This is a genomic window from Pseudomonadota bacterium, assembly GCA_041395565.1.
In the GTDB taxonomy this organism is placed as follows: Bacteria; Pseudomonadota; Gammaproteobacteria; order UBA9214; family UBA9214; genus UBA9214.
Map to the genome: position 1 here is coordinate 326,689 of JAWLAI010000006.1, position 26,413 is coordinate 353,101.

A 26,413-nucleotide genomic window follows, 5' to 3' on the forward strand; every position below is an offset into this window, starting at 1 on the left:
CGATTCTGCCGCAACTGACCGACCCGCCCGCCCGCAGGTAACTATGCATTTTCGATGCCAATATGGACGATGCGCGATCGATTAGCGGTTATTGTAGTTGCCGATGTTCGGCAGCATCTGCAACTGCTGTGACAGATAGTCACTGGTTACCTGCATACTCCCGAGCAGCGTATCGAGCTGAGAGAACTGCGCATACAGCCCCGATTCGACCTGGGACATGCGGTATTCGAGCGACTGCTGGCGCGTCTCCAGCAGCCGCTTGCTGCCGTCCAGACTGTCGGTACGACCCTTGATCAGCCCGTCGATATCCAGCCAGCTGCCGACCAGCGTATCCAGCCGGTTGGCGAAACCCTGGCCGTCCGTCGAAAACAACTCGGACACGGCATTGAAATCAGAGACCAGCGCGCTCTCCAGGTCAGCCGAATCCACGGTAAGGATACCGTCGCGGGAAAAGGTCAGACCGATTTCCCCGAGATAGGACAAGCCGCTGGGCAGGCCACTGGCTGGCGTGTTCATCACGCCGCGCAGGCCGCGCTCGACCGAGAACAGCGCGCTGTCGGTAGCCAGGTCGCCGTCACGCAAGGTCCGTATGGACGACAGTACTGCATTGTAGGCATCGGCGAAGGCCTGTACGGATTCCGCCACGGCCGTGACATCACGCTCGATATCGAGCGTAACGGCACTGCCTGGAAGTGCATTGTTCAGCTCCAGAGTGACACCGGTAATGACATCGTCTATGGTGTTGTTGCCGCGTGTAACCGAATATCCATCAACAGCGATTTCGGCATCCAGCAGCGCGGTGTTACCGCCAATCTGATTCAGCTCCTGGAAGCCGAAGGTAGACGCAGATATTCCGCCAGCATATGACAACGTCAGCGCATTGGCTGCGCCGCTGTCATCCGCGGTCAGCACGAGCTTCTGATTCCCGTCATTGCCGAAGATAATTGTGGCCGTAACACCCGGATTGGCTGCATCGGTATTGATTGCATCCCGGATCTCGCCGAGCGTCCGCGCCGCGGACAGGTCGACTGTCACGACATCCGCCGTATCCGTACCAACCTGTATGGTCAGGGCATCGCTCGAACCGCCGCCGAACGTAGCGGTATCCAATGCTTCGGCAGAGGCAAACTTGTGCCGTTCCGCCAGCCGCACCACCTCCACCTGGTAGCTGGATGCAGCGGCAGTGTTGGTGGCGGTTGCGGTAAACAGGCCGCCATCACCCGAGGTGGCAGTAAAGACCTTCAGCGAGGACGGCGTGCTGAGATCTTGCATGGCGGATTGAAATGTGGACAGCGCGCTCTTCAACGTGCCGTAGGCACTGATGCGCGCATCGATACTGTCTTTTTTCTGCTGCAGGGAAACCAGCGGCTGCCGCTCGATCTCCATCAGCTGGCTGACGATGGAATTTACATCAAGCCCGGAACCGATGCCTGCAGCACTCAACATGATCGTGTCACTCGCGGCTCATCAGGAAATCAACCCGTTCAGGCACGGGCATCGAATATTCTGCCATCGCCATCGTTGATTTGATTCATAATGGCAAGCATTTCTTCGGACGGGATCTGCCTGATCACCTCGTCCGTGTCCCTATCTACCACCTTAACAACGATGCGGCCGCTGGTATCATCAACACTGAAGCGCAGGGCACGCTTCATCGACTGCATGCGCTCGTTCAGCCGCTCGACAACCTCTGCAATCTGCTCCTGGAGTCTGCCTTGCTGGTCCGCACCTGTTTCCCTGGTATTGTTGCCTTGCGTCTCTTTGACTGCAGTCACCTGCACAGGCTGCGGCGGCGCATCGAACGAACGGGACGTGATACCTGCATCCGCGAGCGGTACAAGCCGTGAAATCGGATCGTTCATATCAAGCACCTACCTTAAAGGAGGGGGCTGCCGGGCGTCCCTTCCCGGCAGCTCCCTTAACCCCGTTACTGCATCAGCGAGAGAACTGACTGCGGTACCTGGTTGGCCTGTGCCACCATCGCGGTACCAGCCTGCTGCAGAATCTGCAGACGTGTCAGGTTCGCCGTTTCGGTCGCGAAATCGGCGTCCATGATGCGGCTGCGAGCAGCGGATTGGTTCTCGGAAGCCACCTGCAGGTTATTGATGACCGACTGGAAGCGGTTCTGCACCGCACCGTAGGTCGCGCGAGCGGTGGTCACGGCGTCCAGCGCCGTGTCAACAGCACCGATGGCAGTGGTTGCACCGGAAGCGGAAGTGATGGCACCACCGGCGGCAGCCGTGGTCATCGAGGTCGTGGTGACGGTGATGGTGTCACTCGAATTGGCACCGACCTGGAAAACCTGGGCACCAGCGCCGGTACCAATGATCGCGATGCCGTTGAACGTGGTCGCACCCACCTGGCGGGTGATTTCAGTATTCAGCGCCTGGTACTCGGCGTCCAGATTGGCACGGTCGCTGGTGCTGTTGGTGGCGTTCGCCGACTGTACGGCCAGTTCGCGCATGCGCTGCAGCATGTTGGTGATCTCATTCAGACCGCCCTCAGCCGTCTGGGCCAGCGAAATCGCATCGCCCGCATTGCGGACCGCGACGTTCAGGCCACGCACCTGGGCATCGATGCGGGTGGCAATGGCCAGGCCGGCGGCATCGTCCTTGGCGCTGTTGACACGCAGGCCGGAGGACAAACGCTCGATCGAGGTCTGCAGGCCGGTCTGGGTGCGCGACAGGTTACGCTGCGCAGACAGCGACATGACGTTGGTATTGACGGAAAGTGCCATGGTAAATCTCCTTTTTGTCCAGGCAAGAACTGGTTTTGGTGCCCTTCCCTGGACCCAGTTTGTATTTGGCGGATATATCAATCCTTGTGATATTCACCGCCTCCGACTGGGTTAGCGTCACGGCAGGGGGATTCTTTAATGTTTTCTGACGCTGAGCCAGCCCACCCATACCGCCCGGGCCCGTCATCCGAAAATCGCATTTTTATTCATTTCATTCATGGCCTTATATTCTTCCCCACAGGGATGCACGCGAGCAACAAGCCGCGGTACCGGGAACGGAATACGACGTCGCAGCCAAAAAATTGTCATTATTTTGGCATCGCCGCTTCGGCGCAGGGGCGACCAGCACGCGCCGTTAAACTCTATCCCGCCCTGCACGATAGCCCTGGAACAGGATCTTTCGGCCACGACACGAGCAGGGCGCCCATGCAAAACCGCCGTAACTACTACCGTATCCTGCATATCCAGCCGGATGCGCCCACCGCCATTATCAAAGCCAGCTATCGCACCCAGATGCAGAAGCTGCGGATGCACCCGGATCTGGGGGGTGACGAGTGGAACGCCCAACTGCTGAACGAGGCCTATCGAACGCTATCCGATCCGGATCTGCGCCGCGCCTACGATCGGGAATTTTTCGCGGCACGCGGCAAGTTACGCGAATCCGCCCGGCGCGACACTGCGACTGCAACGACCACGGGAACTGTTGACTCCGCGCAGACGGCATTCAAACCTGATCCCTCGCGCTGCCCATTCTGCAATTCCGTCAGACCTGCTCGGCAGATCTATCCCGGCCCTGCAGACTGTCCGAACTGTGGGGCACCGCTCGAGACAGCCAACAACCTGAGACTGATCCAGAATGCCAGGCGCGCGGTTGCGCGCAGCAGTCGGAATGAAGCCATCGCCATCTGCCTTGCTCCCGGCACGAAGCGCCACCCGGGCACCTTACGCGACCTGTCGCCGAACGGCATGCAACTGCTCAGTCCGACGCCGTTGCAGATAAACCAGGTCATTCAAATAACCTGCGCAGCGCTTACCGCAACCGGCCGGATCACATACTGCAACCGCGTATCCGGCAGTGGCCAGTTCATTGCTGGCCTGGAATTTCTCACCTTGCGATTTTACGAACGCTCCGGCACATTCCTGTCTGTGAGCGCCTGATCGTGCCGCAGCGGCGTCGCCGCCCGGACACAGTGCCGCATGCGTAAGGCAGGCATAGCCAGGCCGCTACCGTTAACACATCGATCCGGATTCCGCGAACCGATTCATTGACGCAATCACCACCATGTCAACCCTGGGCTTGATCCTCCTGCTGCTAGTACTGCTGGCTTTCTGGTCCATCGGTCTGCGCAACCATGACACGGCAATCGCAACTGCCAGGGAAACCTGCCGGCAACGGGATGTCCAGTTCCTGGACGGAACCGCCGCACTGCAGTCGATCAAGCCGGACTGGACCAGCGCGGAAGGCCCGGTACTGCAACGCACCTATACCTTCGATTACAGCGAGGACGGCATAATACGCCGTACCGGCTGCATCATCATGCGCAACAGCCGGGTAACAGCGGTGCTGCTCGATGCCTGAAAGCCCTGCAGTCGGGCGCTTCCGGGCCAGCCTCGCCGGCAGCGCCGTGGATTTTTCCTATGTATCGGAACCCTCGGAAGACAGGGCGGATATCCGGTTTATCGGGAAGTTCCAGGGCAGCGAGGTCGTATGGGATGCCACCGTCATGACACTCAAGCACTACAATGCCAGCCAGCTACACCATGGTGGACCGACGACCAACAAGCAGTTCATTGATGTCGCCAGCACCGGCACGGAATACCGCAGGATAGTCATCGGGCTCGCCGTGGCGTGCATCGACCAACCGGCGTTGCTGAAAACGATGATCATGGTTAGAAAATACAAGCGCCTGCAGCCGGGGCGGCATGAATTCGGCGGCACAGGATGAAGGGAATCTCAAAGACCCAACTGCGATATAATATTCGACGGACAAAGTCTTTACGGAGCGGCCAATGCCATATTACCTGTACATCGTGACTGTCAAAGAAGCAACAAATGCAAAATCGCTCGGTTACGTCGATGAGTTCGCCGATTTCAGGACGGCAAAAAAGGAAGTGAAGCGTCTGCGGACAGAAACGCCCCTGCCCGAGGAGCAACACTACAAGATCATCTTCGCGGCCGACCGGAGCGAGGCGGAACAAAGCCTGCTTGAATACAGGGAACAACCCATAGCAAGAGAATGGGAGAAATAGCAGCAGGCCACGGGAGCCTGGCACATGGAAGAAAACGAGTATAAGGAAACCTACCACGCCCTCAACGTTCAACGCTGCGTCTTCGAAAAGGCGATCAATTCACGGCGTGCGCAGTGCAGCAAATCGGTTCGTTTCCATCTGGCCGACCGCGAGGGAATTTCCTGCAACCACGCTTCCGGCAATTCACTATGCACGCTGCTGCTGGAGTTGATGCGTGCCAACGCTCGCTTTGCCCTGCACCTCGCCAGCACCCATGCACCGCTGCCACACGCGAAGGAAATCCGGGTACAGACCGGAGGCATGCTGGGACTGCAGGGACTCGTGGAACCCGCCAAGTCAGGCCAGTCGCAGATCGATGACATCATCGGAACCATAGCTGCCGCGCTGCACCGTTACGGCAGCCTCGAGGCACTACCCTACGACGTCATCGTCAAGGACATCGTCAGATTCGAAGGTCGCAGGAAACGATCCCGCAAACCCGATGCTGACGCATAGGCATACACATCATGCAGCCGACCGCCGCATCCTGCGGCTACCTGGGCGCAATCACTGACCTTGTAGGAGAATGCTGTCGCTAACCGTCGGAGACAGGATTTCCAGTACAGCACCATCCAGTGTCGAATGCCTACGGACCTGATAGTACACGGTCTTCTTTCCCGCACCCTGGCTTAGCGTGAAGCCGGCCGACGCATTGATATCCTGCCACTGGGCATCGCCGAAATCGGCCTGCTCGCTCGCCCGATACTGGGTAGGCGCGCCGATCACCTTCGCATCCAGCGTAACGCCACGTCCTGTTGTCACAGCCGCACCGCCGTTGATGGCGAAACGACCGACGCGCAGACTTGCCGCTGACTCGCCGGTACCTTCGTCCTGAGTAATACAGCTGGCACCCCCGCCACCGGATGACAGGGAGAGGACCAGCATCCTGCTGGTGTTCGAAGTCACCAGAGACTCCTGTTCGGTCTTATAACCGGACATCGACGCCGTCACCAGCAGGCTCGCCCGCGGCACGGAATCGAAGACGGCATAGCCACCTGCATCAGTCCTGGTCGCACCGAACTGGTCGAGTTTCGCACTGGTGCCGAGACACACTGCAACCCCTGCAAGCGGCAGGTTGCCGCCACGTTCAAATACCCGCACACGCAATTCCGCCGCCGTAATTCCGGTTGACACGAGCAGCAGCAGTACAGCGACGAGCCCGATCCTGTTTACTGAGGTTTGCATACCGAAGTTCTCCTGGAAAATCTTACACATCATCATTATCTATTGGTCTGTTAGATTGTCATGCAGACGCGTCAGGCTGATCGTGTCCCGGCGCTCGCGCTACCGGCAGCTGACGCTCAATCCGCGCTCCCGATCTCCGCAAGCACTCCGCGCACCTGCTCCGATTTGACTGGGAACGTCAGCGCGAAATGTACCGGGAGGCGGCTGCGCAACCTTTCAAACTGTGCCGCATACTCCTTTTCATAGAACACCAGCACCCGCGTCTCCGGCATGCGCTGCACGATCGCGAGCAGGGACTCCAGGCTGCTGGTGCGATCGCGGAAATCGGACTGGAAATTGAACTCCGCCACGATCACGTCCGGCGTCCGCTGCTTCAGGACTCCGAGTGCCTTGCGCATCCGTGACACGCTAACAACCTCATATCCAAACGCTTCATACAGCGACCTGAAGTCCGGATAACCCCCCAGCTCCGTAAGCGCCAGCAGCAGACGTGACCTGCCTGTCGAGTCCATGGCCAGCCCTTATTCTGTTCCCGGCCCGGCCGCTGGACTGCTGCGCCAGCAACATGACACACCCATGTCATTAATAAACATATCTTCTTTCGCGTCAAAAATCAGTCTTTTTGCGTCGAACACCCCGGGTGAACAAAGTATCTAATTGTAATGATTGATAAATCAGTCTGCGGTACGAGGAATTGACAATTATAAATTAGATATTGCTTATTTAAGCAATTTCTAATATTATGACCAGGTCATTGCAGACAACTCACTACCAAAGATAACCCGGTTTGATACCGATTTTTTAGGAGAAACAACATGAAAACGATAGCAACACTGATGACTGCCGCAACGCTGGCGTTTGCCTCCGCTTCCGCATCCGCCTGGGGCTGGGGCCCTTTCGGCAACCACGGCTATAACGACGGCTGGGGTGACGGCTGGGGCGACGGTGACTTCGACGGCGGTTTCAGCATGAATTTCAGCGGTCACGGCAACGGTCGCGGCTATGGTCGTGGCTACAACCGTTACTACGACGGTTACGGTCCTTACGCGTACGGGCCCTACGGTTACGCGCCGTACGGCTACGCCCCCGCAACCGCGCCGGCTGCAGTTGCAGCGCCGGCTGCGAAGTAAGTACGCGCGACATACGGATATGCAGGTCGGGGATGGCCACCGCGCCATCCCCGGCAACCGCGTCAAGCGTAACCCGTCGCACGTGAGGGAGTGCCGCGCCGGCGGCTCCCGGCTGTATCTGTGCAAGTCCGTCGGTCATCTACCGGCTGGAAGCGCGACCGCTACTCGGGTGGATTATCGGTCAGGTTTGTCTGGCAGAGGACGCCGCGCATGGTGCTGATCAGATCCAGCAGTTTTTCATTACTGACCGAATAGTAGATACGGTTGGCATCCCGCCGTGATCGCACGATGTTCTTGTTGCGCAGCTGATCGAGATGCTGGGAGACATTACTCTGCGAGGTACCGATCTTCTCGACAATCTCGCCAACGGACATTTCCTTGTTGCCCAGAGTACACAGGATCTTCCAGCGCAGCGGGTGTCCCATCGCCTTGAGCGCATCCGCGGTCAGGACTATATCCTCTTCAGGCAAATGATTCTCTGAATCTTCCATCGAAAACTCCTGTCTACCGGCCGCAGAGTGTACGCATCGCAGGCCTGGATGCAAGCCACCCTCCCGCTCTTGGGATCTTCGTCAGCCGTTCCCGGTGCGAGTATACCCCGTCATGTCTTTCGCAATGCAGATGATATCGCTAATTTTGCCTGAATCATCCTTGATCGCAGTCCTGGAAAAGAGGATGGGCACACGTCGCTGGTCGCTGGCAACGAAACTTGCCTCGATGCTGCTGATGGTACCCGTGCGGATCAGGGCTTCCAGCCAGGTCCCCATGAAGGCATTGGCCTGCTCCGTTTCCTCTTCCTCGAACACGTCACCGATAGACATGCCGATCAGCTCCTGCTCGGTGTAACCCAACAAGCGGCACGCGGTGGGGTTGACTGCGGTGATATGGCCGCCGGGCTCCAGTACGAGCAGCGCCTCGCCCATGTTGCTGATGATCTTCTCAAGATAGGTCTTGGCGAGATCGAGCTCCCGGGTGCGTTCCTCGACCAGCGCTTCCAATCGCGTATTGAGTTCACGCTCCTTCTCGATCAGACGGAGATAGGTACTGATCTTGTTGATCAGCTGGTTGTCGTCGATCGGCTTTAGCAGATAATCAGCCGCGCCGACGTCATAACCTTTCTGCTGGAATTCATCGGTCTTGTATGCCGCAGTAAGGAAGATGATCGGGATATCACGCGTCTTCTGCCGCACCTTCAGCATGGAGGCCGTCTGAAAACCATCCATCTCCGGCATCTGGATATCGAGGACTATAAGGTCTATGCGCGGATTGCCAAGCGCAATATCCAATGCCTCCCGACCGGAGCTGGCTTCGAGCACCTCGACGTCCATGTACCGTGCAATCAGCGAACGCAATGCAAGCAGATTGTTCTCATTGTCATCGACGATAAGAATCCTGAAATCGGCATACCTTTTCCTGTCACTCATCCGTAATCCCGTAGCGCTGGTCTTTCACTCACCGGACAGGTATTTGTCCAGCACACCCTTCAGATGGTGCAAATCGACGGGCTTGGCGATGCAGTCGACCGCACCTACGTCGTAGCATTGCCGCCTATCCTCCTCCGAGGAACGGGCTGTCAGCGCGATCACCGGCAGATCGGCAAACCGCGGCTGCTGCCTGATCCTGCGAATAGTTTCGTAGCCATCCATGTCCGGCATCATTATATCCATAAACACCAGCTTGAATTCCCCGTCCGTTGCCAGCGTCTCGAGCGCCTCCGGACCGTCGCCGGCCGCCATCACCTCCAGCCCCCAGTTTTCCAGCACTGGCGTCAGCGCGAGCAGATTACGCACATCATCATCGACCAGCAGGATCCTGGCGCCGCGATAATCGGCAGCCGGAATTGCCTGCACCGGCTCCTGATCATCGCTGCTTTCCTGGACCCTGCCAGCGCCGCCGGGGCGTGGCGCTTCCGGCAATTCCAGCGGTAGCAGCAGACAGAATCGGGTACCGTGTCCCGGCTCGCTCGCGACGGTGATGTCACCCCCCATCAGATAGGCCAGCTCACGGCTGATGGCTAGACCCAGTCCGGTACCGCCGAAGCGCCGGCTGGTTGAACCATCGGCCTGCCGGAATGCCTCGAACACCAGCTCCAGCTTGTCCGGAGCGATACCTATGCCCGTGTCGGTCACGCTGATGCAGACAGGATAACTGACCCCGTCATGTTTTATACCGGTCTCGAGACGCACGGTAATCGTGCCCTGGGTAGTGAACTTGACCGCATTGGAGAGGAAATTGATCAGTATCTGCCGCAGCTTTTCGCTGTCCGTGCTGATGGTGGACGGCGCTTGGGGATCGAATTCGGTAAGCAGTTTGAGCCGCTTCTCGTCTACCTGCGGCTTCATTAGCTCCGCCACACCGTCGATGACTGCCCGCGGGTTGACCGGCTCGGCAATGAGGGTCATGTGCCGGGCCTCGATCCGTGATAGATCGAGGATATTGTCTATCAGCGCTTTCAGGTCGGCACCTGCGTTGTGGATGACCCTGGCCTGGTGCACCTGCTCCGGCGTCATCTGCTGACGCACATCACTTTCTGCCAGCATCTTGGACAGCAGCAGAATGGAGTTCAACGGGGTGCGCAGCTCGTGACTGACATTGGCGAGAAATTCGGACTTGTAGCGATTCGACTCCTCCAACTCGCGCGCATAGCTCTTCATAGCCCGGGTATTCGCTGCATGGGTTGCCGCAAGTTGCGTCAGGTTGTTCCCGAGCTCATTCAGCTCCTGCGGCTGGCGCCAGGAGAACTCGACCTCCTCGTTGCGTTCCAGGACACGCGAGATACGATCGGTCAGCTCGCGTCCGAGCCGCTCGGTCTTGACGGCGATCAGCCGGGCGACGATGAAAACCACCACCAGCAATCCGATTGCGATTATGGCAACACGCAGTTCAACCGCACGCTGCAATTGCGCCAGCGGCGAGGGATCGACGCTGCGGCCCACCCACAGAATGCCGGCGTCCTCGGTTTCGAACAGCGGCACCCAGAGCACCTGCTGATTGCCGTACTCCCAGAGCGCGAGCTCCCCTTTCTCGAACAGTGCCTGCAGACCGTGAAAATCCTCGAAAGCGGTGGTCGGACGGCTCTCCCCGTTCGGCGCAGGCAGGTAGCGGCCGTCGCCAAGCACCCAGTAGTTACCTCGATAGGCGCCGGCCAGACCGCCCAAGTCTATATAGACGATCACCGAGCCGCGTCGCTCTTCAACCGTTACCTTGTCCTCGGCAAGGACGGGAATGACAACCGGGCTGACCAGGCTCATCTGCATGAAACGTTCCGGCCGCTGCTCCCCGGCAGCGCGATTGAAGATGATCGGCCCGTTCAGCACCACGCCTGGCGCCACTTCGCGGCTGGCGTCCAGCAGACGCTTGTTCACCGCGGGATAGTTACCGACCCTGGTCTCCAGCCGTCCGGTCTTGAGGTTGCGATCGAGCCAGAATATCGGCTTATCCTGCTCGTCCAGGAACAGCACCTGGGTCACATCGAACTGGTCGATCAACACCTGATTCACCCAGTTCACGTAACCCGCCCGCGCGGTTTCCAGGTCCTTGGCCTCCGGTCGTTTTGCTCCCGTGAGCAGCATGCCGGGCTCGGGCATTTTTGCCAGCAGGCGGACCATTTCGTGGCGCCGCGCCAGATGCTGATCCAGGTCGCTGAATTCGGCGCGCAGATTCTGCAGGTGCGCCTTGTGGTAGAGTGCCTCGATACGATCGAAGATCAGAGGCACATTGATCCCGAACGCGACCAGCAGCGGAACCAGTCCAAACAGGAACAGATAAAGGGATATCTGGGTACGCAGTTTCATCGGTTGCTGATTGCCGCCCGGCCGTTTGCATCACGCCTCAGGTGGTCTACTGTAGCACGGCTGCGCATAACCGGTCTTATACCAAGCATGATGGCACCACGATTCAGTCTGCGGGAATTCGGGCCCGGCCTGGTCATCGCTGCAACCGGGTTGGGCGCCGGCGACCTGGTAGTGGCCGCGGTGGCGGGAGCCAGGTACGGCACCGTGCTGCTGTGGGCGGTACTGCTCGGCGCCCTGATGAAATTCGCCATGAACGAGGGCCTGGCTAGATGGCAGCTTGCCACCGGCAGCACCCTGCTGGAGGGCTGGATCGAGCGGCTGCCGCAGCCGGTCTCCCTGTACTTCCTCGTCTACCTGCTGGTATGGAGCTTCGTCGTCGCCGGGGCCCTGCTTGCCGCCACCGGACTGGCCGCGCACGCCCTGTATCCCGGCCTGTCCGTGACACAGTGGGGCGTGATCCATTCCCTGCTGGCAACCGCTTTGGTACTTAGCGGACGCTATCGCCTGCTCGAGCCGCTCATGAAGCTGTTCATGGTCATCATGATGCTGGTGGTGCTCGTCTGCGCTGCGCTGATCGTACCGGAACTGGCAGACATGCCGGCGGTCTCGTGGTTGCCGGCGATCCCGCCTGGCTCGGTGCTCTTCATTGTCGGCCTGATCGGCGGCATCGGCGGCAGCGTGACGGTGCTTTGCTATGGATACTGGATGCAAGAACGGGGCTGGACCACTCCGGCGCACCTTGGACATGTGCGCCGTGACCTGGCCATGGCCTACACCCTGACCGGCCTGTTCGGCCTTGCAATCATGGTAATCGCCGCCGGTGTGCAGCCGGATGAAGTCACGGGGGCACGCATGGCGTTGGTCGTCGCAGCCCGACTCGAGACCGTCATCGGACCGTTCGGCAAGTGGTGCTTCCTCGTCGGCTTCTGGAGTGCGGTTTTCAGCTCCATGCTCGGCGTCTGGCAGGGTGTCCCCTACCTGTTCGCAGATTATGTCCGCCGCTGCTTCCGCCACTCGAACGTGCACAGCCCTGTCGATACACGATCATCTGCATACCGCGGCTACCTGTTCTATCTCGCCATTCCCCCGATGGTGCTGCTGCTGGCGGACAAGCCGGTCTGGCTGGTACTCGTTTATGCCGTGGCAGGTGCATTCTTCATGCCCCTGCTCGGCATCCTGTTGCTGGTGATGAACAATCGCCGCACGTGGACAGGCGAACTGGGCAACGGCATTGCCGCCAACCTGATCCTGTTCAGCACGGTGTTGCTGTTCGGCCTGCTGTTGCTTGACACCCTGCGGCAGACATTCGACTGAGCGCAAACCGCGCGCTCACCACTGGTATCCGAGCTTGGCGCGGTAGATGGTGTCGACCTTGTCCACCCCGGCAGGCGCGCCGCCGTCATAGGATATCTGCGCCTCGATACTGGCCAGGATGCCGGCCACCAGCGGGAACCGGAAACCGGTCCAGGTATCGACCACCACGTTGTCGGCCTCGCCCAGCTCGAACCGCCCGTTCTGGTTATGGTAGAACTGGATGCGGTCGGCCAACAGCATCCTGTCGAAGTCTATGTTCCAGCCCAGCGCCGGATACTCATCGTCCGCCGCCACATAGTACTTGTCCATTACGTACATCAGTCCGATATCGGCACTCAGGTTCATCTGCTTGCTTTCAAAGAACTGATAACCGACATGCGGCCCGAGCGCCGTACGCAACTGCAGATCGGCGAAGCGGTCCTGCTCGAAATTCAGCGAGCCACCGTAATACAGCTTGTCGGTCACGAAATAATCGTACTTGTTGTGCAACAGCCAGTTTTTCGCGGTGGTGACGCTGTCACTCTTGTCCTTCTGGTATTGGGCCACGAGATTGAGTCGATCATGCAGGCGTCGTATCTTCATGGCACCATCGAGCGCGATCTTTTCCTGCTCAGTATTGCCGCTCTGGAGCTCGAGGCCTGCGTTGACCAGGCCGCTGAACTTGTAGCCATCGCCGCGCTCCCATGCCTCCGGGTTGATCGACGCCAGCATCTGTGAATCGACCTCCCTGGCCGGTAGTCCGGCGGACTCGATCACGGTGACGCCGTCACTGTTGCTGACTGCGGTTGCCTGCAGCAGCTCCTTGCTGTTGAGGTATACATCGACCGGCTTCTCGACCCGGAGGTCGGCGACCTGGTCCCACTGCACGTTGATCACACCGGCAAAACCGGTCTTGAATTCGAGCACACCGTCTCGCTGCCGGACCACCTCCCCGACCAGGCGGGAACCGTCCTTGAGCACGAGTTCGTCTGCCTGCAGCGGCAGGCTTAGCGTGCAGAGCAACAGCAATATCAGCTTGACGGGTAATGCATGGCGTGGCTTGTGCGTGGGCATGGCGGTTTCCTTGCGCGGATTGGCAACAGCGGATCGCAGGCATTCTACCGATCCTGCGTGAAATGGCCAGCCTGCGCCGGCCGGCGGCGCTCAGTCCAGATAGCGGGACTGCCACTCCAGGAACTTCGCGTGCGCATGGGCTGCATACGATTCGCGGTCCTTGAAGTGCGCGGGATCGAATGCGTCGTAGATATAGTAGTTCACACGATGGTTGCGCGTGACGCTCATGTGCCAGATCTTGTGCAGCAGCGTCTGTGGACTGCGCCACTCGAAATCGTCCTGCGACTCATAGTGCAGGAATACCGGCAGGATCGGAATCCCCGTGCGCAGCGAGATATCGAAAGCGCCGTAGCGAAATGACTCGAAGATGCGCCGTCCCTTGCAGCCGCCTTCCGGGTACAGCGCGATGTTCTTGCCGGCGCTCAGTTCGCGCGCGATTTCCTCAGCCGCCGCATTGCGCGACTCCTTCGATTCACGCCTGACGTAGAGTGTACCCGCCGCCGCGCTGATGCGGCCCACGATCCACCAGTCCTTCACCTCGATCTTGGCCAGCGAATGGACGGGCAGGGCGGCGGGTATGCCGATATCCTCGAACGCCGATGGGTGGTTGGCGATCAGTATGTACTGCGCGGGCAGCCCATGGGTCGTGTATTTCTGATGCACGCGCAGGTCGACGCCGAGTGCCCGCACGAAGCTGCGCGACCAGGCCCGGAACAGGGGGAAATAGAAGCCTTCGATCAGGGCTTGCGGCAGCCAGGACAACAGATACATCGCCAGGGTGAATACGGCGAGCTCCAGCCAGCAGACGCTACGCCAGAGGACGCTGCAGACAAAGCGGATCACGACCCCTGCCTCCTCCTGCCATATGGTCTTGCCAGCATACTAACAGTCGCGCCCGGTTGCCAGCATGCGCATGTCGCAACGGCGGGTGGCCGACTGCGCGGCCGCGGCGCGACTCAGAACTGGAAGGCGTCCCCGCTAGCGGCCGTCCCGAGACTGTCCTCGAAGTATTCCAGCCGGTCCATGGCACGCTCGATCCTGCGCGGCTGTTCCTCGAGCTGGTTGGTTAGTGTCTCGACCCTGGCCGCGTTGCCGCCATCCAGCGGCACCTTGTCGTTGTCGATCAGGTAGGGCGTCACCAGCACGACCAGCTCGGTGTTCTGGCTGGTGATCAGCTTGTTGGAGAACAGGTTGCCGATGCCGGGTATATCGCCCAGGATCGGCACTCCCTCGCGGGTCTTGCCCTGGTTGCGGGTGATCAGCCCGCCGATGAATACAGTCTGTCCGCTTTCCACCAGCATGGAGGTGGTGACCTCCGTGGTCGACTGGGTGGGCAGACCGTTGAGCACGTCACCCTTGCTCACCTCGGGATGAATCTCGAGGAACACGCGGCCCTGCCCGTCCACCGACGGCTTGACCTTCATGATCACGCCGGATTCGAGGAACTCGACCGAGGTCGTGGTGACGTTGTCGATGGTGGTGGTGACGTTGTAGCCGAGCCGGTTGCCGATGATGGTTTCCGCCTCCTGGTCTTCCAGTGCCAGCAGCTTGGGTGTGGACAGGGTGCGGGTGCGACCACGCGTGCGCAGTGCATCCAGAAACAGTTCCACATCCGGCGTCACATAGTTGAAGAACAGGCCGGGCGATCCCGGGCTGCCCAGACCCTGGGTACCGATCGCCGCCTCGCCCGACTCGAAAACCTTGGCCCAGTCCAGACCGTAGGATTCGGAATCGCTCAGGGTAACCTCGAGTATCTTGGCCTCGATCAGGATCTGGCGTGGCTGGCGGTCCAGTTCCTTCAACAGCTGCTGGATGCGCCCGAGGAACGGCGGGGTGTCCTCCACGACGAGCAACCGACGCGCGGCCAGCGTGGTAACCTGGCCGTAGCTGGACAGGTGGTTCTTGACGATGCCAGCGATGACCTCGGGATCGGAGTACTGCACCTTGAAGGTACGCACCTGGGTCGGACCGCCCGGTTCCGACTTGCCGGCCTGATCACGTTCCAGGATGAAATAGCTGCCATTGCGATGTTCCACGCCGTAGCCGGCGGATGTCGCTATCGAGCGGATCGCCTCCTCGACCCCGACGTCGTAGAGGTTGACTGACACCTCGCCCTTGACATCATCCGACAGCAGGATGTTTACGCGTGCCGCGCGTGAGAGCATCTCCATGACCTCGGCGATCTCCACCTTGCGCAGGGTGAGCGTAATCCGGCCGTCGTGAATGATATCCGACGCCACGGCCAGCGCATCCCCGACCTGCAGCAACAACATCGCTGCCAGCAACAATCGCAGCATCCCCTGCCGCTGATTACCATGTTCCGTTGGCATGTACATCCTTTCCGGCTCCATCCTGTGCCCTGAGCTCGAGTACCCGCTGCGAACCGTTCCGCTCCAGCAGCACCTTGTGTTCTTCCACGACGACCACGCGGTAACCGTCTATGTCCTGGCCTACACCCACGATCCTGCCACCGATATCGGCAAACGAGTCCCGCCCTGCCAGCACGATCCCCCGCAATTCCATGCCGTCGCCTTCCGCCTGCGCGGCAGCACCGGCGGCGGCAGCCGGCGGCGGCACGAAGGGATTGACGCGCAGCGGTTCCTCCGCGCCGGCTGCCGACGCCATGCCCAGTGCCAGCAGCAGCAACACGGGCTGCAGGATCCTAGGCATCCGGCGCCTCCCGGTAAGACACGATCGTCAGGCTCGCGATCAGTTGCGGCGTCGAGTCCGTGACCGGCCCGGGCGTGATATCGAACTGCTTCACCACCACGTAGCCCAGCTCCTCGCGCATGTCCTGCAGCCAACGGTACAGATCGAAGTAGTCGCCGGACACACGCACATTGAACAGCACCTCATCGAACACCTGCATCCGGTTGCCCGTACCGGGTGTCACGCTCAGCAGCTCGATGTGATTGCGCCACGAGATGCCCTGCAGGCGCCCGATGATGAACGACTCCATCTGGTTGCTCGGCAGATCGATCATGTCGCCGTGCAAGCGATGCTGCAGCGCGGCCACGCGCTCCTGCAGCTCGGTCATTTCGCGCTCGAGCGTGTCGCCCCTGGCGGTGACATTCTCCAGCAGTCTGAGCGTGGTCAGGGATTTGCGGTAGTCGCGGTATTCGGGCCAGACCGCATAGGTGGCCACTGCCGTGACGACCACCAGGGCGGTGGACAACATGAGCAGCAGCAACGTGCGCGGCGGCGTATTGACCAGGAACGATTGCATCAGCTGGTACCGTGGCTGTTGACGGTGACAGCCAGGTTGAAATCCACAAACCGGCTGCCGCTGGCCACCGTGGTATTGAGGATGCGCACGTCCGCGATCTCCGGCTGCTGGTAAAGGCGCCGCACGAATCCGGACAACGCTGCATGATCCTTGGCCTGGCCACGAATCTTCATATGGGTCTCGATCTTCCAGGCCTCCTGGCCAGCGTTCTCGCCGGCGGCCGGTATGACGATGAAGTAGCCGTTGCTGCCGGGTTCCTGCTTGCGCTGCACCATGCTGCCGGCGCGGTTGAATTCCCAGCCGCGAAACCAGACGTCACCCTCGACCAGGGCACGATCGACGGCGGCGAACATCGCCGGGGCCGCCGCCCCGCTGCGCAGGCCATCGAGCAGGGCAAGACGGCTCTCGAGTTCGGCACGGCTGGCATCCAGTTGCGCAAGCTGCTCGCGCTGTTGCGCGGTGATCGCCTGGCGCGCCTGCAGCGCGGTGATACGGACTTCGGCACGGCCGGCTAGCAGATGCAGTGCCGCCAGTGCCAGCAACAGGCCCAGCACCACGCTCACCAGCATGCCCCCGATCGCGCGCGCCCGTCCCTGCAGCCAGATCCGGTTGCGGTAATCGGTCGGAATGAGATCGATCTCATGCATTGCCGATCAACCCGTTCATGGCAAGTCCAGTCGCAATCGCGATTTCCGGCGATGGCGTGACTGCCAGCGTCGGCCGGTTACCCGGCGTCCGGTGAAACGCCTGCAGCGGATCGGGGATCGTCTCCACGTCCAGCTTGATCAGCATGTTGAGCATGGCATCCGCACCCTGCCAGCGCGCCAGGCTGCCGAGCAGGTAGACGCGGCTGACCGGTTCGCCCCGGGTCTGCGACGCGGCGTAGATGAGCGTCCGGTTGATTTCGTCGGCCAGCTTGAGAAACGCCGGCTTGACGATCTCCTGCAGCGTGATCGAGGCCTCCCGGTCCATGCCTTCGCGCAACCGTCGCCGGTCCTTCACCCACGGGTCCAGGCTGTTCACGGCCACCAGCTGGCGCACCGCATCCAGGGGCAGCTCCAGTGCGTCGGCGATCAGCTCGAGCACCTGGTTCTCGCCGAAGCTTATCTCCTGGTCGAAGAGGAGACGGGCGCCGGAAATCACAGTCAGGAAGCTCGACTCGCGTCCGAAATTGATCGCCAGCACGTTGCGGTGCACCCCCTGCTCTCCCATCGCGCTGACCAGCCGGCGGATGGCCGATGGCCCGATCTCCAGATGCCGGGTCTGCAAGCCGCTCTTGCGCAACAGTTCCAGATAGTGGATCACGCGCTCGCGCTGCGCCACGGCAACGATCGCCAGGCGTTCTTCCATGCCCCGTTCCGAACGCACCGGCAGATAATCGATCACGTAGTCGCGCAGGTCGCCGTCGATACGGTCCGTCAGCGCGGCGATCACCGCCGCGTCTTCCGCGCCGTTCTCGGCAACCTGGTAGGACAGCGGCATGATCCTCACGTCGGAGGACGGCAGCGTGGTGACGATGGTGCGGCCGCTGAACCGTGCCTGCGCCAGGGCACGGCGGATCAGCGCGCGGAAGTGCGGCAGATCGGCCAGGATGGCCTCCCGGCTGTCGGGATACTCCAGCGATGTCGAGGCATGCAGGGTGATCTCACCCGTCGGGTCGACAGCGAGCTGCACCAGGTGCATGGCATGCTGCGCGCATTCCAGGCCGATATGCCCCGTACGCCGGGCACCGCTGCCCGTATAGACGCGTTGCAGAACATCTGCCAGTGCAGCCATGCGCGTGTTTTCCCCTGGATCCGCGAATCACCGTAGGTGACTGTCTTGAAAGTGGAATCTAGTACCACTTGATCGGCCAGGCAGGTCCGTTCTTGAGCTTAAGCGGGGCCCGCGCACCTGTCTGGCTGCGCCGGGGGAAGGCGGTTGTAGGCGGGTTGTGCGCGTGCTCAGGCGACGGTTTGCGCGCGTGCCGCGCCGTCCAGCAGCCGGCAGACGATATTGGCCTTACCGCGGAAGGCGGACTTGCGCTCCTTGGCGGCGTAGAGGGCGTCGTCGGCCGTGCGGTAGATCTCCTCCTGGGGCAGCACCACGCCGGCCGGGACACTGGCCAGCCCGACACTCAGGCCGATGCTCATGCCTTGGCACTGACCGTGGGCCTGCAGGATGGCGTGAATCTGCTGCAGGCTGCGCGTGATCAGTGCAACGGGTTGCTCGCTGACGAATAGGAGCGCGAACTCATCCCCGCCCATGCGGATGAGATAGCCATCGTCGCCCACCGCCGCGGCGAACTGCCTGCTGACGCAGCGCAATACCTCGTCACCGAAGTCATGACCGCAGGAATCGTTGATCGGCTTGAAATTGTCGACGTCCAGGTAGGCAAAGTGAAACGCGTGACCGGCGGCATGCCAGGCGGCGGTTTTCGCATCGAAGGTGTTTTTCAGGAAACGCCGGTTCCAGGCGCCGGTCAGCGGATCCTTGTTGGACAGGTGCAGGATCTTGCGGTTGGTCTGCTCCAGGTCGTAGCGTGTCTGCAGCTCCGCCTTGCGGATGGTGATGTTGCGCATCACCAGCAGCAGGCTGATCAGGCCGGCACTGAGCATGATGAACTGCAGCGACCAGAGCGTGGCGTTGTCGAACCGCTCGTAGGATGCCAGCGTCGAGACGGTGAACGTCAGATAGATCAGCACCGTCACCAGCAGGGCCTCGCGCAGGCCCCAGGGCACGAGCGGCGCGACCATGAACAGCAACGCCACGCTGGCGAACAGTACCTGATTGAAATCGCCGGTCTTGTGCGCCAGCAGCACGAAGGCGGTGCCGCTGATCATCAGCAGTGTGGTGCCGAGCATGTAAAGCGCCCGCGCATCGCGCGCGGCCCGCGCCGACACCATGATATGGGTGGACAGCAGCGCCAGCAGACCGCTGGTGTAGACGGTCGAGTTCGAGAAATGCAGGGTGTGGAACAGCACGGCACCGGCGCTGTAGATGCACAGCAGCACCAGCCCGAGCATGATCAGGCCATGCCGGGTTTCCTCGAGTGTGGCGCCACGTGCGAACAACGCCACCTCGTCCGAGTCATACCCCGTTGATGACCATGACTTTTTCATATTTTCGACAAAAAACCGGCGCATAAGCCACCCTATCGGCCAGTCGCGGGAAAAACATAGACTGCATCACACATCCCATCCCCGCGGCCTGGCCGGCACAGCGTGGTCGCGAACACATCATTCTGAATATATTCGATTTTTATCCCGACGCGCAGTCTGCAGGACCGGCCGGAATGCCGGACATCAGAGATCCAGGGCGAGACGCGAGCCGGTATGGACGGTCTTGGAGCCGGGAAAGATCATGAACATCACCCCCTCGAGCTGCTGTTCGACCGCGGCCTGGAGCTCCGGGCACAGGTCGGGCGTCAAGCCGGTGAGCTGCCAGGCGACCGGCTGCGCCTGCGACTGGCAGGACGCTTCCCCGTCCGCAGGACCCAATGCGCAGAGCTGCGCGGCAAGATGCAGCACGGCCGTCTCGACAGCATGGTCGAGCTGCTGCGCGGGGCGCACATGCTGCATGACCGGTTCCCACAGACTTTGCGGCAGGCCCCAGCGCGCGAGCAGCTCGCCGCCCAGGCGGGCGAAGTCAAACCCCAGCAGCTCCCGCTCGACCTGGTGCAGCGCACGCTGTTCCGCGTCGGCACGCTGCAGTGCCGCCCGGGCTTCGTGCGGGATCGACTGGTACATGACCAGATGCCCGATATCCAGCAGCAGACCGCCGACGAACAACCGCTCGCGCTCGGGCAGCCGGCAATGTCCGGCGAGCGTACGCGCCGCGATGGCACGATAGACACTGCGGGTCCAGAACGCGTGCATGTCGATCACGTCGATGGGGATGGCTGCGAAGGTCTGGGCCACCGAGGTGGCCAGGACCAGATCGTGCACCTGCTGCGAACCCAGCAGACCGACGGCACGCGCGATCGTGGCGACCTGCGCGCTGAAACCGAAATAGGGGCTGTTGGCCACGCGCAGCAGGCGGGCTGCGACGGCGGGATCCGAACCGATGGCATCCTCGATGTCGGCCACCGTGTAATCGGGGTCGTCCAGCACCTCCTTCAGGCGCAGATACACGGCCGGCAGCGTCACGAGCTGCGCGTCCGCGGTGACCTTGTCCCAGAGCGGGGTGGTAAGCGGTTGGTCCATCAGCCGTACCTCCTGGATTGATATCGGTTGCCCGGCTGCGGCCTTGACTCGACGGCAGGGCTGCGCGGCGCGGGGTGCGTCGTGATCGTGCAGAAGGCTTCCGTCTGCAGCACGACCAGGCGCGGGTCAGTGTTTCGTGTCATGCACCGGACCCTGCCATACCCCCCGAGACCGCCCCTGCACCGCCCGTACCTAGGGCGCGCACTGGATCTGGATGTTGTCGAAGAACACGTAGTCGGAAGATCCCATGTTTGGCGATGTCAGGATACGCAGCACGGCGTTGGCGGAGTTGTAGGCGCTGATATCGACGCTGTATGGCTGGTAGGCAGTCTCATTGGCCGGTCCCGCAATACGCGCCACCTCGGTCCAGGGACCGCTTGCCCCGGCGGTCGACATCTGGATCGAGGCGTAGTCGCCGCTGTCGTCGAGTCCTGCAGGCTTGTAATCGAAGGACAGGGTCGCCGTCGCGGCCCCGCTCAGGTCGAGCGCCCGCATCACCCCCTCGCCGCCGCCGTCGTTGTCGCGCACGTGCAGCTGGTAGGTCGGCATGGGGGGCGACTCGTACAAGTCGGCGAACACCCGTTCGTCGTTCAGGGTCGGTCCGTCCGCCTCGTTCACTTCGATCCAGTCACTGGCCCAGGTGAGCGTGCCGTCACTGCCGGAATAGACCTGGGCGTTGAATTCGTCGCGGAAGGTACCATTGCAGCCGCCGCTGCCGCTCCCGCCGCCACCGCTGCCGCCGCCACTGCCGGTCGGCGGCACCTGGTCGGCGTTCACCAGCACGATGCCGCGCGGGCGGGCCAGACCGGAGACGAGGGTCTCCACGTTGCTGCCGTCCGGGTCGGCGCGCTGCACCAGCATGTTGAGCGCGTCCACCCAGTAGATGCGGTCGTTGTCGGCATCGTAGGCGATGTCCTGCGGCGCATTCAGGCCGGTCACGATGGTCTGCACACTGCTGCCGTCGAGGTTGGCGCGCTTGATCCAGTCGTTGCTCGCGCCGCCGCTCCAGAACATCCTGCCGTGCACCAGGTCCAGGGCGCTGCCGACCGCGCCGGTCGGCCCGGTGGCCAGCGTGGTCACCTGGGTGCCATTGAACTTCATGCGCGAGACCTGCCCGCTGCCGAACTCGGTCAGGTAGATGTGGCCGGCCGCCTTGTCCAGGGTGAGACACGACGGCCGGTTGAGCGTGTTGTTGACGAGCGTGGCAGCGCTGCCGTCGAGGTTCGCGCTCATGATCCGGCTGGAGCCGTTGTCGTGGGTCCAGTACATCTTGCCCCCTGCGACATCCAGCTTGATGTCGAACTTGACATAGAGATCGGAATACAGGACCTCGCTGTTGCTGCCGTCCAGGTCCGCGCGCATGATCTGGTAGTTGTTGGTCCAGTACAGCTTGCCGTTGACGGTATCGATATCCAGGCCGGTAGGCCGGTTCAGGCCGGTGAGCACGTCCTCGACATTGCTGCCGTCCTCGTCCGCACGCTGTATCTTGTTGGCCACGTCGTCGGTCCAGTACACCTTCTTCGGCGGTGTGGGGAGGATGGCATCGACGCCCCACTGGATGGCGCGCTGTATCAGCAGCCGGCCGTTGTTGTTGAGGTAGTCCCAGTTGAACTTGTCGCTGCGTCCGACGGGAAGCATGGCACGCGGACCGGGCGCCGTGCCCCCGCCGGCCAGTGTGCCGCCCGCTTCGACGACTGCAAGACTGCTTGTGCCGTTCAGCCGACCCAGCACCTGCAGGCCCGGTGCCGGCGTGCCGCTGACGATCTGGCCCTCCATCGGCGCACGGCCGAGCGGAATCACGCCGAGCGGGAACACGGCCGTGATGTAATGCGTGTTGTCGGTGATCTCGATCTGCGAGGTGACGGCCTCGCTACCGGCACTGGCCATCCCCAGGTTGTCGAGCTGATTGCGCTCCTCGCTGATGACGGCTCTGGCGGTGGCGGCGAGCTTGTTGCCCAGATCGCTATCGCTCACCGTCTCCGAGACGTAGGCCATGTCGTTGTTTGCCAGGGCGCTGTCGAAACTGGTTTGCGAAGCCTCGTCGTCGATCAGGTTCACCACATAGCCCCAGGCCTCGAACAGCGCCTGCTTCTTGAGATCGGCCGCCGCCGGACTGACAGCGTTGCCGACGACCAGCAGGATGCTGCCGGTCCCTTGCGGCAGCATGCAGGTGACGCCGCATTCGCAGGCCAGGGTGACGGAAAGCCGGGGATGCAGGGATGGATCGCTGTGATCGCTGCTGGCAAAGCGCGCATTGACCGCGTTGCCGCTGACTGCCTTGAGTAACATACCGCGATCACTGGCAGGATTGTCCAGCCAGGTTTGCGCCAACGCGGTGAGATCCCAGCCGTACCAGCTGCCGTTCACGCCATCGACGCTGGTGGTCGCTGCAGCGACAGCCTGATAATCCCCTCCCGGGGTTGCCCATGACACACCGGTTTGACGATCATCCCAGGTCGCCGTCATTTCCTCCCATGCGGCGCGAACCGGATATAGGCTCATTCCGACCGGCGCGGTAAAGCTGTCAGCGTTGAGGAAATTCAGTTCGAGAGTCGCAGACTGAATCTGTGCCCCGGGCGGGAGCAAGGACTGCAGCTCGAAATCCAGCAGGGTATGACCGCCGCTCGTAGAAACACGCAGCTCGGAACCATTACCGTAATTCGTCCGATGTTCGTTACCCGTGCGATTCGCAAGATAGGTGTCGTTTCCCGCGCCGCCGGGTTGCAGGACGAATGTTACGGTTGGCTGGTAGAGCGGTACCTCTGCACGCACGATTGTGTGGCTGGCACCGCTGTCCAGCGTGCCGGTCGCCGTGACCGAGGCGCGGTCCGACAGGCTGCCGTCCACGTACTTGAGCTCCAGGTAGGGCCGCTGGCTGGCCGTGCTGTCCTCCTTGCTGGTGAATTCCGAGGTCTTGCTGCCGAGCAGGTCGGGTGGCGTGATGACGACACCGTAGTTTGGCTGGCTGCCGTTGACCCAGGCCTGTACCTGTGCGGTCAGATTGACGTCGACATACTGGTTGATCGGCGTGCCGGCCGGGATCGTCGCGGCCGTTGCGATATCGATGCTCGAGCTGACGCTGTTCCACGTCACCGTCGTCTCGTCCCAGTCTGCGGTCACCCGGTGCACCTGGACGGCGCTGGTGTGGTCGAAGCGCAGCACGTACCAGCGCGCGACGGCGGAGACGATGGTGGCACCGGCCGGTATACCGGCGTTTTCCAGGTCGAAGCGGTAGTACGGCCACTTGTAGTTGCCGCCGAGCAGACTGCCCTCCAGGCGCAGCTTGTTGTCGCTGCCGTGATTGGTGTCCTTGCTTTGATAATCGGTCCAGGCGTCGTCGCTGACCGGGACGCTGACGGTCGTGATGAGGCCGCTGACACTGTTGGTGGTCACAGTGGTCGAGTAACGCTGGCTGCCGAAGGGCTCGTCGCTCAGGTCGGCGTACGGACCGCAGCCGGCCGTGGCGACCTGCTGCAGGGCGTGCTGCAGACCGGCGCGGGCGGTATAGACGGCCTGGGCCTGCTCATCGGCACCCGCCGTGGCCCGCACCTCCAGCACGGCCTCGTCGTTGAGCATGAGCGCGGCCACGGCGATCAGCGCCAGCAGCAGCACGACCGGCAGCAGGACGTAACCGCGCCCGGCCACCGGGGTGCATGGGCGCAGCCGCAGCGGAGCGGACCCGGCCCGCATCACAGGTCGCCTCCCACCCGGACGCGGGTCGTCAGGCGCACGCGCTCGCCGCTGTCCGCATCGGTGAGGGCCAGGGTGATCTCGACCTGCGCGTGAGCGCCCGGCACATCGGGCAGTCGCTCCACCCGGAACTCGCTGACCTGTTCCGCAACGGGCGACTCGATGAAATCCTGCCCGTTCACCTGGCCGTTGCCGGATTCGTCCCAGGGCACCGGCAGACGCATGAGCAGCGTGGTGCCCACGAGGCGGAACACCACCGGGTCGAGCCAGTCCTCGTCGGTAGCGCCGTCCTCGTCGTCGTTGTCGGCGCCGCTCTCGTCGACACTGCCGTCATTGTCATCGTCGACGCCGCAGATCCCCGGGCAGCCGTCGCCGTTGAGGTCGGCTGCAGGGTCCTCGTCGATGCTGCCGTCGCCGTCGTCGTCGACGCCGTTGACCGCATCCTCGTCGGCGTTCGCCCCCTCGTCGTCCGAGTTCGCGTTGCCGCCATCGGTCGTGCCGTCGCCGTCGTCGTCGACCTGGTAGATGCCGGCGGCCGCGTCGAAGGTCCAGTCCGCGGGCGGGTCCTCGTCGAAGCGGCCGTCGCCGTCGTTGTCCGCGTCGGGCACGCCGTTGCCGTCGAGGTCGGTGGTGTGATCGAGCGTCACTGCCAGCACCGTGTGGATGTTCTCCGCGCGCGCGGTGGCGGCATTGTCGGCGAGCGGCACCAGCAGGTGCGGACTGCGCGCGACGGCGCGGGTGATCTGTTCCAGGGCGAAGCGTGCCTCGCGATTCAGGCTATTGGTCCGGCTCACGCTGTCATGCGTGGCGAGCACATGGCCGGTCACCCCCTTCAAGGCGGCAATCAGCAGGACGCCGAGCGCCAGTGCCAGCAGCAGCTCGAGCAGGGAATAGCCGTGCTGCCGGGTGCTAGTCATAGGCACTGAGCAGGGTTTCCAGCGTCACCCCGCTGGTCGCGCCGGCGACCCGCACCCAGAGCAGATCGTCCTCCGTACCGGTGAACGGATCGTCGTCGCCGTCGGCGTTGTCGCCGTCATAGCGGGACAGGTACACATTGCGCGTGATCCGGCGCCCGCTCGGCAGCAGCACGCTGTCGCTGTAGCTGCTGGGCACGGTCGCGGAACCTGCCGCCTGTGCGGCGGCATCCAGATCGGCGAAGGGCTCGGCCAGCAGTGCTTCCAATCGCCCGGCGAGCGCGTAGTGCTCCTCGACCCGGCCGGCATGGATGCCGGCCCCGGCCACACCGGGTGCCAGCGCCTCCAGTGCCGGCGCCAGCGCCACCATGATCAGCACTGTCGCAACCAGCACCTCGACGTAACTGAGTCCGGCCTGGCATGCCGGAAACCGTACCTGCGGGCCGCTGCGCTGACCAGGCGCGCAGCAAACGGGACGTGACGACAGCGCCGGGATGCGCACGCGTCCCGCTCCGGTGGTCGCAGCGTCAATCACGCCCGGCACGCGCCCGCCTAAAGCTGCAGGCCCAGCCCTGGGGCCAGCAGGCACAGACCGGCACCGGCCAGGCGCGGATGGCGCAGCAGCCAGCCGTCCCATACGATCCGCGGCGTCAGGACCTCCCGGTTCAGCGCCTGCTCCAGCCATTGTTCGCCGCGCATGCCGATGCGCAGCGACACGAGTTCCCGCCCGCCGCAGGGCGCGTTGAGCCGGCGTTCCAGCACCGGCACCCACCCGGGGACCAGCAGATAGAGCATGCCGACCATACCGGTGGCGGTACAGATAATGAGCATGAGTGTAGCGGGCATGTGCACGGTTCCCTCCCTGAACATCAATGACCCAGGTGACCTGCAGCCAGC

28 protein-coding genes are annotated in these 26,413 nt (G+C 62.1%); 7 read left to right on the plus strand and 21 right to left on the minus strand.

Going from position 1 to position 26,413, the window contains the following annotated elements; all coding sequences use genetic code 11:
* Positions 1 to 81 precede the first annotated feature (81 nt).
* The 3 genes from fliD to R3F42_11420 all read right to left on the minus strand — a co-directional run bounded on the left by fliD (position 82) and on the right by R3F42_11420 (position 2,737).
* Positions 82 to 1,446: a flagellar filament capping protein FliD gene (gene fliD / locus R3F42_11410; GenBank protein MEZ5542638.1), complete on the minus strand. Its 1,365-nt coding sequence runs from the start codon at positions 1,444 to 1,446 to the stop codon at positions 82 to 84.
* Between the two features lie 38 nt (positions 1,447 to 1,484).
* Positions 1,485 to 1,862, minus strand: a complete 378-nt coding sequence (locus R3F42_11415) for a flagellar protein FlaG (protein ID MEZ5542639.1) — start codon at positions 1,860 to 1,862, stop codon at positions 1,485 to 1,487.
* A 65-nt stretch (positions 1,863 to 1,927) separates the two neighbouring features.
* The gene (locus R3F42_11420; GenBank protein MEZ5542640.1) at positions 1,928 to 2,737 is read right to left on the minus strand and encodes a flagellin; all 810 of its coding nucleotides are present in this window, start codon (positions 2,735 to 2,737) and stop codon (positions 1,928 to 1,930) included.
* Between the two features lie 138 nt (positions 2,738 to 2,875).
* On the opposite strand from R3F42_11420, the gene R3F42_11425 reads away from it, so the two are divergent.
* The 5 genes from R3F42_11425 to R3F42_11445 all read left to right on the plus strand — a co-directional run bounded on the left by R3F42_11425 (position 2,876) and on the right by R3F42_11445 (position 5,482).
* Positions 2,876 to 3,895, plus strand: coding sequence for a DnaJ domain-containing protein (locus tag R3F42_11425; protein ID MEZ5542641.1), 1,020 nt, complete (start codon positions 2,876 to 2,878; stop codon positions 3,893 to 3,895).
* Between the two features lie 124 nt (positions 3,896 to 4,019).
* The gene (locus R3F42_11430; GenBank protein MEZ5542642.1) at positions 4,020 to 4,316 is read left to right on the plus strand and encodes a DUF3301 domain-containing protein; all 297 of its coding nucleotides are present in this window, start codon (positions 4,020 to 4,022) and stop codon (positions 4,314 to 4,316) included.
* The gene (locus R3F42_11435; protein ID MEZ5542643.1) at positions 4,309 to 4,683 is read left to right on the plus strand and encodes a hypothetical protein; all 375 of its coding nucleotides are present in this window, start codon (positions 4,309 to 4,311) and stop codon (positions 4,681 to 4,683) included. The genes R3F42_11430 and R3F42_11435 overlap by 8 nt, the downstream gene beginning before the upstream one ends.
* A gap of 64 nt (positions 4,684 to 4,747) precedes the next feature.
* Entirely contained in the window at positions 4,748 to 4,987 is a 240-nt protein-coding gene (locus tag R3F42_11440; GenBank protein ID MEZ5542644.1) for a hypothetical protein, read from the plus strand.
* A 24-nt stretch (positions 4,988 to 5,011) separates the two neighbouring features.
* Positions 5,012 to 5,482, plus strand: a complete 471-nt coding sequence (locus R3F42_11445; protein ID MEZ5542645.1) for a hypothetical protein — start codon at positions 5,012 to 5,014, stop codon at positions 5,480 to 5,482.
* 51 nt (positions 5,483 to 5,533) lie between these two features.
* On the opposite strand, the gene R3F42_11450 is transcribed toward R3F42_11445, so the two are convergent.
* Together R3F42_11450 and R3F42_11455 are read right to left on the minus strand one after the other, a co-directional pair.
* Entirely contained in the window at positions 5,534 to 6,211 is a 678-nt protein-coding gene (locus tag R3F42_11450) for a carboxypeptidase regulatory-like domain-containing protein (GenBank protein MEZ5542646.1), read from the minus strand.
* 116 nt (positions 6,212 to 6,327) lie between these two features.
* Entirely contained in the window at positions 6,328 to 6,618 is a 291-nt protein-coding gene (locus R3F42_11455) for a hypothetical protein (protein MEZ5542647.1), read from the minus strand.
* Positions 6,619 to 7,026: 408 nt separating this feature from the next.
* On the opposite strand from R3F42_11455, the gene R3F42_11460 reads away from it, so the two are divergent.
* Entirely contained in the window at positions 7,027 to 7,341 is a 315-nt protein-coding gene (locus R3F42_11460; protein MEZ5542648.1) for a sulfur globule family protein, read from the plus strand.
* A 161-nt stretch (positions 7,342 to 7,502) separates the two neighbouring features.
* On the opposite strand, the gene R3F42_11465 is transcribed toward R3F42_11460, so the two are convergent.
* The 3 genes from R3F42_11465 to R3F42_11475 form a co-directional block, all read right to left on the minus strand.
* Positions 7,503 to 7,832 carry a metalloregulator ArsR/SmtB family transcription factor gene (locus tag R3F42_11465; GenBank protein ID MEZ5542649.1) on the minus strand — a complete coding sequence of 110 codons (330 nt, stop codon included), beginning with the start codon at positions 7,830 to 7,832 and terminating at the stop codon, positions 7,503 to 7,505.
* A gap of 81 nt (positions 7,833 to 7,913) precedes the next feature.
* On the minus strand, positions 7,914 to 8,765 hold the full coding sequence (locus R3F42_11470; protein MEZ5542650.1) for a response regulator: 852 nt from the start codon (positions 8,763 to 8,765) through the stop codon (positions 7,914 to 7,916).
* 24 nt (positions 8,766 to 8,789) lie between these two features.
* The gene (locus R3F42_11475) at positions 8,790 to 11,135 is read right to left on the minus strand and encodes an ATP-binding protein (protein MEZ5542651.1); all 2,346 of its coding nucleotides are present in this window, start codon (positions 11,133 to 11,135) and stop codon (positions 8,790 to 8,792) included.
* 87 nt (positions 11,136 to 11,222) lie between these two features.
* On the opposite strand from R3F42_11475, the gene R3F42_11480 reads away from it, so the two are divergent.
* Positions 11,223 to 12,449 carry an Nramp family divalent metal transporter gene (locus R3F42_11480; protein ID MEZ5542652.1) on the plus strand — a complete coding sequence of 409 codons (1,227 nt, stop codon included), beginning with the start codon at positions 11,223 to 11,225 and terminating at the stop codon, positions 12,447 to 12,449.
* Between the two features lie 15 nt (positions 12,450 to 12,464).
* On the opposite strand, the gene R3F42_11485 is transcribed toward R3F42_11480, so the two are convergent.
* The 13 genes from R3F42_11485 to R3F42_11545 form a co-directional block, all read right to left on the minus strand.
* Entirely contained in the window at positions 12,465 to 13,502 is a 1,038-nt protein-coding gene (locus tag R3F42_11485; GenBank protein ID MEZ5542653.1) for a DUF481 domain-containing protein, read from the minus strand.
* A gap of 90 nt (positions 13,503 to 13,592) precedes the next feature.
* Positions 13,593 to 14,345 carry a lysophospholipid acyltransferase family protein gene (locus R3F42_11490; GenBank protein MEZ5542654.1) on the minus strand — a complete coding sequence of 251 codons (753 nt, stop codon included), beginning with the start codon at positions 14,343 to 14,345 and terminating at the stop codon, positions 13,593 to 13,595.
* Between the two features lie 113 nt (positions 14,346 to 14,458).
* Complete coding sequence (locus tag R3F42_11495; GenBank protein MEZ5542655.1) at positions 14,459 to 15,832, minus strand: hypothetical protein; 1,374 nt, start codon at positions 15,830 to 15,832, stop codon at positions 14,459 to 14,461.
* Positions 15,813 to 16,172: a hypothetical protein gene (locus R3F42_11500; GenBank protein ID MEZ5542656.1), complete on the minus strand. Its 360-nt coding sequence runs from the start codon at positions 16,170 to 16,172 to the stop codon at positions 15,813 to 15,815. Before R3F42_11500 ends, R3F42_11495 begins: the two co-directional genes overlap by 20 nt.
* Positions 16,165 to 16,728: a type 4a pilus biogenesis protein PilO gene (pilO, locus tag R3F42_11505; GenBank protein ID MEZ5542657.1), complete on the minus strand. Its 564-nt coding sequence runs from the start codon at positions 16,726 to 16,728 to the stop codon at positions 16,165 to 16,167. Before pilO ends, R3F42_11500 begins: the two co-directional genes overlap by 8 nt.
* A complete protein-coding gene (locus tag R3F42_11510; protein MEZ5542658.1) occupies positions 16,728 to 17,375 on the minus strand; it encodes a PilN domain-containing protein in 648 nt (215 codons plus the stop codon). The genes pilO and R3F42_11510 overlap by 1 nt, the downstream gene beginning before the upstream one ends.
* Entirely contained in the window at positions 17,368 to 18,504 is a 1,137-nt protein-coding gene (gene pilM / locus R3F42_11515; protein ID MEZ5542659.1) for a pilus assembly protein PilM, read from the minus strand. The genes R3F42_11510 and pilM overlap by 8 nt, the downstream gene beginning before the upstream one ends.
* A 167-nt stretch (positions 18,505 to 18,671) precedes the next feature.
* Positions 18,672 to 19,829, minus strand: coding sequence for a GGDEF domain-containing protein (locus R3F42_11520; GenBank protein MEZ5542660.1), 1,158 nt, complete (start codon positions 19,827 to 19,829; stop codon positions 18,672 to 18,674).
* A gap of 183 nt (positions 19,830 to 20,012) precedes the next feature.
* Complete coding sequence (locus R3F42_11525) at positions 20,013 to 20,912, minus strand: HDOD domain-containing protein (GenBank protein ID MEZ5542661.1); 900 nt, start codon at positions 20,910 to 20,912, stop codon at positions 20,013 to 20,015.
* Between the two features lie 192 nt (positions 20,913 to 21,104).
* Positions 21,105 to 24,557, minus strand: a complete 3,453-nt coding sequence (locus R3F42_11530) for a DNRLRE domain-containing protein (protein MEZ5542662.1) — start codon at positions 24,555 to 24,557, stop codon at positions 21,105 to 21,107.
* Positions 24,558 to 24,601: 44 nt separating this feature from the next.
* Positions 24,602 to 25,519, minus strand: coding sequence for a prepilin-type N-terminal cleavage/methylation domain-containing protein (locus R3F42_11535; GenBank protein MEZ5542663.1), 918 nt, complete (start codon positions 25,517 to 25,519; stop codon positions 24,602 to 24,604).
* Entirely contained in the window at positions 25,512 to 26,051 is a 540-nt protein-coding gene (locus R3F42_11540) for a hypothetical protein (GenBank protein ID MEZ5542664.1), read from the minus strand. The genes R3F42_11535 and R3F42_11540 overlap by 8 nt, the downstream gene beginning before the upstream one ends.
* A 17-nt stretch (positions 26,052 to 26,068) precedes the next feature.
* Entirely contained in the window at positions 26,069 to 26,362 is a 294-nt protein-coding gene (locus R3F42_11545) for a hypothetical protein (GenBank protein MEZ5542665.1), read from the minus strand.
* Positions 26,363 to 26,413 lie beyond the last annotated feature (51 nt).